General features: G+C 71.8%; 4 protein-coding genes, 1 tRNA gene and 2 pseudogenes. 2 read left to right on the top strand and 5 right to left on the bottom strand.

Annotated elements, in window-relative coordinates:
* Positions 1-269 precede the first annotated feature (269 nt).
* The 5 genes and pseudogenes from JFN87_RS18655 to ligD form a co-directional block, all read right to left on the bottom strand.
* Positions 270-1748, bottom strand: coding sequence for a penicillin-binding transpeptidase domain-containing protein (locus JFN87_RS18655; protein ID WP_209341404.1), 1479 nt, complete (start codon positions 1746-1748; stop codon positions 270-272).
* An 827-nt stretch (positions 1749-2575) separates the two neighbouring features.
* Positions 2576-3898, bottom strand: a pseudogene (locus tag JFN87_RS18650) (FtsW/RodA/SpoVE family cell cycle protein); the annotation flags it as partial.
* Positions 3899-4004: 106 nt separating this feature from the next.
* A complete protein-coding gene (locus JFN87_RS18645) occupies positions 4005-4487 on the bottom strand; it encodes an SH3 domain-containing protein (protein ID WP_209341402.1) in 483 nt (160 codons plus the stop codon).
* Positions 4488-4665: 178 nt separating this feature from the next.
* On the bottom strand, positions 4666-4977 hold the full coding sequence (locus JFN87_RS18640; RefSeq protein ID WP_209341406.1) for a zinc-ribbon domain-containing protein: 312 nt from the start codon (positions 4975-4977) through the stop codon (positions 4666-4668).
* A 98-nt stretch (positions 4978-5075) separates the two neighbouring features.
* Positions 5076-5969, bottom strand: a complete 894-nt coding sequence (gene ligD, locus JFN87_RS18635) for a non-homologous end-joining DNA ligase (protein ID WP_209341400.1) — start codon at positions 5967-5969, stop codon at positions 5076-5078.
* Positions 5970-6019: 50 nt separating this feature from the next.
* Between ligD and ku the strand changes: the two are divergent.
* Positions 6020-6892 (top strand): annotated as a pseudogene (ku, locus tag JFN87_RS18630) (non-homologous end joining protein Ku); the annotation flags it as partial.
* A 76-nt stretch (positions 6893-6968) separates the two neighbouring features.
* Positions 6969-7040 (top strand) — tRNA-Arg (locus JFN87_RS18625).
* The last annotated feature ends 297 nt before the right edge of the window (positions 7041-7337 follow it).

Here is a 7337-nt window from a genome sequence, read left to right as displayed (position 1 = left end):
CCCCCCGCCCCCCCCCCCCCCCCCCTCCCCCCCCCCCCCCCCCCCCCCCCCCTTCTCTCACGAAGAAGACGGCAGACCAGATGCATCCGTCACTGAAGTCCAGTGGTGTGCTCTTCGGTCCTGGCGCTACCGGCGCCGAGCGCCAAGCGGGAGCCCGGGTTCGGCCCCGACGCGGCGGGCCGAGTGCACCACGGGCGCGGGTAAGGGCCGACGGGCCCCGCCCTGCCCGGGGCGGGCGCTCCCGAGCCCGCACGGGGACGTGCCGGGCGCTACCCGCGCCCCGCGCGGTCCCGCGCGAGCGCCGCCTTCATCACCGCCTTCGCGATCGGCGCCGCCACCCCGCCTCCGCTGATGTCCGCCCGGTCGGCCTCCGCGTCCTCCACCACGACCGCGACCGCCACCGCCGGTGACGTCGCGTCCTTGGCCTGCGCCCAGGCGATGAACCATGCGTACGGCAGCCCCGCGTTGTGCACGCCGTGCTGGGCCGTGCCCGTCTTGCCGCCCACGGTCGCGCCCTTGATCGCGCCCTTGCCGCCCGTGCCGGCCCGCACCACGTTCACCATCATCTGCCGCAGCTTCCGCGCCGTCGCCGGGCTCATCACCCGCTTGTTGTACGTACGGTCCGGGTCACGCGACACGAGCCGGCCCGACGCCGTCTCCGTGTGGTCCACCAGGCGCGGGTACCTCAGCACCCCGCCGTTGGCGACGGCCGCCGAGACCATCGCCATCTGGAGCGGCGTCGCCGTCGTGTCGTACTGGCCGATGGACGAGAGCGCCAGCTGGTCCGGGCTCATGTGCTGGTCGAAGCGGGAGGCCGCGACAGGGGAGGGGATGCGCAGCGACGGGTCGTTGAAGCCGAACTTCTCGGCCGTGCCGACCATCTTCGCCAGGCCGACCTTCACGCCGAGCCCGGCCATCACCGTGTTGCACGACCAGGTGATCGCGTACTTCAGCGACGCGTTGCCGCAGCCGTCCGCCTCGTTGGGCAGGCTCGTGTCCGTGCCGGGCAGCGGGTAGGGCGCGGGGATGCCGGTCGGCGCGTCCACGTCCTTGACGACACCGGACTCCAGCGCGGCCGCCGCTGTGACGATCTTGAACGCCGATCCCGGCGGGTAGCTCTGTCTCAGCGCCCTGTTGAGCATGGGCTGCGTGTCCGTGTGGTTCAGGCGCGACCACGCGTCCGTCACCCGCCTCCCCGTGCCGGACAGCACGCCGGGATCGTAGGACGGGCTGCTGACGAGCGCGAGGATCCGTCCGCTCGCCGGCTCGATCGCCACGACGGCACCGCGTCGCCCTTTGAGCCCGGCGTAGGCGGCGCGTTGCGCCGGCTTCTCGATGGTGGTGACGACCTGGCCGCCTGCGCTGCGCGCGTGGGGGTGGTCGCCGGAGAACGAGAGGGGCGCGAGGCGCGGGTCGGAGCCGCCGAGGATGCCGTCCTCGGCGTTCTCGATCCCCGTCGAGCCGTACGTCTGCGAGACATAGCCGGTGACGGGCGCATACAGCGGGCCCTGGGTGTACGTCCGCTCGTACCTGAGGCGCTGGTGGGTGTCGCGGGAGCCGGTCACGGGCGAGCCGTCCACCAGGATGTTGCCGCGTGGCCTGCCGAACCGATCCACGGTGGGGCGCGGGTTGCCGGGGTGCTTGTCCAGGCTCTCGGCCTCGACGCCCTGCACGCGCACGGCGTTGGCCAGCAGCGCGACGAGGAGCAGGAGGCAGAAGGCGGCGGTATGCCTGATCTGACGGGTCACCTTTTGCCGCCTTCCGGTGCGTGGGCACGCTCGGGTGTGCCGGACTTCTGGCGCGGGCTGCCCGCGGCCCGCCGGACGATCCGGAACTTGCCGCTCCACCAGCCGCCGGGCTCGTCTCCGGGCCCGAGCACGGGCCGTGGCGTCCTGGCGCGCGACCGCGCGGCGTCCGCGTCGTCCTGGTCGGGGGCCGAGGCGTCACGCGGTGCCGGTGCCGGTGCCGGTGCAGAGGCCGGTGCCGGTGCTGCGGCGGATGCCGGTGCTGCGGCGGATGTCGTGCTCGTGGCCGGTGCCAACTCCGGGTCGGCAGAGTCCCCGCCGAGTGGCCCGTCCGTGGCGGCCGCGTCCGTCTCCAGGGTCGGGACCGCGGTACGGGCGTCCCGGCCCCGCGCCATGGCGGTCGCGCCCGCGCCCGCCCTCGTCTCCGCCCTCGGCCTCGTCCCCGTCTCCGCCTTCGGCGCCGCGGCGCCGGACCGCTGTGCGGCACGCCGATCGCCGTGCGCGGCGCCTCCGTCCAGGACGGGCACACGCGACCGGGCGTCCGCGCCACGCGCGCCGGAGCCGGGCGGCGGCGCCCCCTCGACCGCGTTCGCGGCCCGTACCGGCCGTGCCTTCGCGTCCCGCAGCCCCCCGAGCCGCGCCCTCGCACGCCGCAGCCCCCCGAGCCGCACCGTTTCCAGGACCTTCTCCAGGACCTTCTCCCGGGCCTTCTGCCGGCCGGCCCGCCGGGCGTCCGGCGTGAGGACGAGCAGAGCCGGGCGGCGGGGGGAGTCCGGGCCGGAGTCCCCGCCGGACGACGGCCGGCCGGAGCCGTAGGCCGGTTCCCGCGCCTCCGCCGGCCGCGGCCTGCGCGCCGAGTCGCTGATGCGCATCAGCAGCGCCACGATCACCCAGTTGGTGACCACGGACGAACCGCCCTGGGCCAGGAACGGCATCGCCATGCCGGTCAGCGGGATCAGCCCCATCACGCCGCCGGCGATCACGAAGACCTGGAGCGCGAGGAGCGACGACAGCCCCACCGCGAGCAGCCGGCCGAACGGGTCGCTCGACACGAGCCCGGTGCGCAGGCCGCGCGCCACCATCAGCCCGTACAGCAGAAAGATCGCGCTGAGGCCCACGAGCCCCAGTTCCTCGCCCGCCGTGGCCAGGATGAAGTCGGACTTCGTCGCGAACCCGATGAGGGTCGAGTGGCCGAGGCCCAGGCCCGTCCCTGTGATCCCGCCCGCCGCGAACGAGAACAGCGACTGCGCCAGCTGGCCCGGGCCGATGCCCGCGTCGATGGAGGCGAAGGGGTGCAGCCAGTCCTCGACCCGGTTGTGCACGTGCGGTTCGAGCGACCCCGCGGCGAACGCGCCGACGGCGGCGAGCAGGAGGCCGATCGCGATCCAGCCGGTCCGCCCCGTCGCGACGTACAGGAGGATGACGAAGACGCCGAAGAACAGCAGTGACGTGCCGAGGTCACGTTCGAACACGAGGACGACGACGCTCAGCAGCCACACGGTGACCAGTGGTCCAAGCACCCGCCCGTTCGGCAGTTGCAGCCGCCCGAAGCGGCGGCCCGTGCAGGCGAGGGTGCGGTGGTTGGCGGCGAGGTACGAGGCGAAGAAGAGGGCCAGCAGCACCTTGGCGAACTCGCCCGGCTGGATGGAGAGCTGGTCGATCCTGATCCAGATCTTGGCGCCGTTCACGGCGGGGAAGAGGATCGGCACGATCATCAGGGCGAGGGCGCAGACGACCGACAGATACGCGTACCGCTGGAGCACCCGGTGGTCGCGCACCATGACGACGACCGCCATGAACAGCGCCATCCCGAGCGCCGACCAGACCAGCTGGGTGGGGGCCGACGGATCGCCGGACGCCTCCTGGTCCAGCCGGTAGATCAGGACGAGCCCGAGCCCGTTGAGCAGGACGGCGATGGGCAGCAGCAGCGGGTCGGCGTGCGGCGCGAGGAAGCGGACCACGAGGTGCGCGAGGAGCGACAGCACCCCGAGCCCCAGGGCGTACCCGGCGACGTCGGGCGGCACGGCGCCGTCCCTGTCGAGCCCGACGGCGGCGTACCCGGACACCGCCACGAGGACGGCGCAGACGAGGAGCAGCAGCTCGACGCCCCGGCCAGCGGGGGCACGGGGCGCGGGCTGTGTCGGTGCGGACATGGCGGCAACGTAGCAAGCAGACATGCCTTATGTCTGTTTATGTAACGATATAAGGCATGTCGATACGGCGCTCGGCTCTGTCGCCCTCACTCATGTGCCTGACAGGTCAGCAAAAGCGCGGAGCCGGCCCGATGTTGTCGATGTACCGCGCGGAGCCCCACGCCCAGGTGCCGTCCGTCAGCAGGTACCAGCGGTCGTTCCCGTCGACGTTGTCGCCGCGCGTCTTGCAGAAGATGTGCACGATGCTGCCGTACTGCGCCAGGCCGATGACGCGGCTGCTGCGCGTCGGCTTGTCGCGCAGGTAGAGCCCGCCGTGGGCGACGACCCGGCCCTTGTAGCGGCCGCCGTCGTCGTGGCCTCCGTTCCACGCCTGGCCGGCCGGTTGCTGACGCCCGTTCGGCGCCTGCGCGTGGTTCGCGGCCTGCGCGTGGTTCGCTGCCTGCGGGTCGCGCGGCGCCTGCTGGCTCTGGGTGGTGTGGTTCGCCGGGGTCTCGTCGGCGGCCGCGGGGACGGTGGCGAGGGCGGCGGTGGCGGCGAGGGTGACTGCGGCGAGAGTGGTGGCACGGAGGCCGAGGGAACGCCGTGGCATCGTTACTCCTGGTGACCTGAGGGGGCGAGAAGCCGGCGATTCCGGCCAGTGGCTCGCCCGATTCACGCTAGTTTCGTCACATTGAGCCCGCAAAACTTCACGCTGTGTGCACACTCTTGAGTTGCCCTCGACGCGATTCCGTGCTGGGCGCGCGAGCGCGCCCGCCGGGCGGCCGCCCCTATGCGGCCGGACCGCTCCCGTGCGGCGCGTGCTGCCCGGCCCCCGGCTGCGGCTGCCCGGCGCCCGCGCCGCCCTGGGCGGCCGTGGCGAGGAGCCCGTCCGCCTGCTCCTTGGGCACCTGCTGCTCGGCGCCGCAGAACGTGCACTGCGTCGCGTACTTGGTGGATATCGGGAACAGCGGGATGAAGAAGAGCGTGAACTTCATGACCCGCTTGCGCAGCGTGTGCGCTGACGGGTTGCCGCAACGGCCGCAGACGAGCGTGAGGATGGCGAGTTGCTGCAGGTACGTCCTGGTGCCGAACAGAATGATCATCGCAATGACTCCTTCGGATGGGGGACGTGCCTGATGCGCCGTCCTGATGAGTGTCCCGCACGCCACTGACACTCCTCTCCGCGGGTAGCGGCCCGTCACGAGGGGAGCGCCGCACCGCCCTCGAACAGGGGCGCCATCAGATCCCCGTGCTCGTCCAGCCGTCCGGGGATGTCGTCCATGAGGAAGGCGAGGCGCGCGCGTCCCTCGGCGCAGGCGGCCACCTCGTCCCAGGTGACGGGCGCAGAGACGGTGGGTCTCTCGCGCGCGCGGACGGTGTAGGGGGTGGCGGTCGTCTTGGCCGCGCTGTTCTGGCTGTGGTCGACGAAGACCTTCCCCGGGCGCAGGGAGCGCGTCATCCGGTGCACGACGAGCGACGGCATCGCCGCCTCCGCCTCCTGGGCGAGCCTCTTGGCGTACGCGGACACGTCGGCGGAGGGCGCGGGCCTGACGGGCACCAGCAGGTGCACCCCTTTGGCGCCGGACGTCTTGGCGTAGGCGTGCAGGCCGTCGGCGTCCATGCGTTCCCGCAGCCACAGGGCCACGCGGCAGCACTCGGTGACGGACGCGGGGGCGCCGGGGTCCAGGTCGAACACGATGCGGTCGGCGACGGCGGGGGCGGCGGCCCGCCACTGGGGCGTGTGGAACTCCACGACGAGGTTTGCCGCCCACATCAGGGCCGCGAGCCCGTCCACGACGACCTGGCGGCCCCGGTCGCCTCCGCGGCGGGCCGAGCGCGGGACGTCCGCAACTTTCACCCAGTCCGGCGTACCGGGCGGTGGATTCTTGGAGAAGAACGTCTCGCCCTCCGCACCGTCCGGGTAGCGCAGGAACGAGGCGGGGCGGCCGGCGAGATGGGCCAGCAGGGGCGCGGCCGTACGGGCGTAGTGGTGCAGGAGCTCACCCTTCGTGGTGCCCGTGGCGGGATACAGCACCTTGTCGAGGTTGCTGAGCGTGAGCCGCCGCCCCTCCACCTCCGTGATAGGCGTCATAAACTAAGAATCCCACGCAATACGGCCACAACTCTCGAAAGGGGTGAACAGTGCGATCGATCTGGAACGGCGCCATCTCCTTCGGGCTGGTCAGCATCCCCATCAAGCTGATGAACGCGACCGAGAACCACTCCGTGTCCTTCCGGCAGATCCACAAGGAGGACGGGGGACGCATCCGCTACCACAAGGTGTGCGAGCTGGACGACCACGAGGTCACCACGGCGGAGATCGGCAAGGGGTACGAGGACGCCGACGGGTCCCTCATTCCGATCACCGACGAGGACCTGGCGGCGCTGCCGCTGCCGACGGCGAAGACGATCGAGATCGTCGCGTTCGTCGCGGCGGACAAGATCGACCCGCTCCAGATGGAGACGGCCTACTACCTCCAGGCGAACGGCGCGCCGGCCGCCAAGCCGTACACGCTGCTCCGCGAGGCACTGAAGAGGAGCGAGAAGGCCGCCGTGGCCAAGTTCGCGCTCAGGGGCCGCGAACGGCTGGGCATGCTGCGCGTGGTGGACGACGTGATCGCGATGCACGGCCTGCTGTGGCCGGACGACATCCGCGGGGCGGAGGGCGCGGCACCCGACGAGGGTGTGACGGTCCGCGACAAGGAGCTCGACCTGGCGGACGCGCTGATGAACACGCTCGGCGAGATCGACCTGGACACCCTGCACGACGACTACAGGGAGGCCGTCGAGGAGCTGGTCACGGCCAAGGCGGAGGGCGCCCCCGCCCCGACGCCGGCGCGCGAGGAAGGGGGCGGCAAGGTGATCGACCTGATGTCGGCCCTGGAGAAGAGCGTCCGCGCGGCCCAGGAGGCGGCAGGGGAGCAGGGCGACGAGAACGCCGAGGTCACGCACCTCAAGGACCGCAAGCAGCCGCGCAAGAAGACGCAGAAGAAGACGGGCAAGAAGACCTCGGCGTGAACGCGAAATACCAGTTCACGAGGGAGCCCCGGAAGCTGGTAAGGTTCCTGACGTCGCCCCGAGGGGCGGCAGCGCCCCCGTAGCTCAGGGGATAGAGCAACGGCCTCCGGAGCCGTGTGCGCAGGTTCGAATCCTGCCGGGGGCACTTCGCATAGACCAGCGTGATCAACCCGCTGACCTGCACGAGTGCCACGTATGAAGAGCCGGACCCAGTCCAACTGAGTCCGGCTCTTCGTCGTTGTCAGTCACTGATCGCGAGTGAGTGGCGAGTGGCTCACGCGGACCCCGTGGCGGGATGCGCCCTCCTCACGACCTGCTCGATCTTCTGGTCGTCCAGCTCCTCGTGTCTGTCGGTACAACCTTCGTAGCGGCGGTGGACGACCTCTGGGGAGTTCCCCGCCCGTCGGGCCACTTCCATGACCGGAGCCCCAGCGTGACGCGA

The sequence above is a fragment of the Streptomyces montanisoli genome (assembly GCF_017813245.1).
In the GTDB taxonomy this organism is placed as follows: Bacteria; Actinomycetota; Actinomycetes; order Streptomycetales; family Streptomycetaceae; genus Streptomyces; species Streptomyces montanisoli.
This window is presented reverse-complemented; position numbering and strand designations above follow the sequence as displayed.

Bases quoted from the DNA above. Each gene is read 5' to 3' on its own strand.
- ligD (WP_209341400.1), bottom strand. From the start codon at position 5,969: ATGACGCCTATCACGGAGGTGGAGGGGCGGCGGCTCACGCTCAGCAAC.
- JFN87_RS18645 (WP_209341402.1), bottom strand. From the start codon at position 4,487: ATGCCACGGCGTTCCCTCGGCCTCCGTGCCACCACTCTCGCCGCAGTC.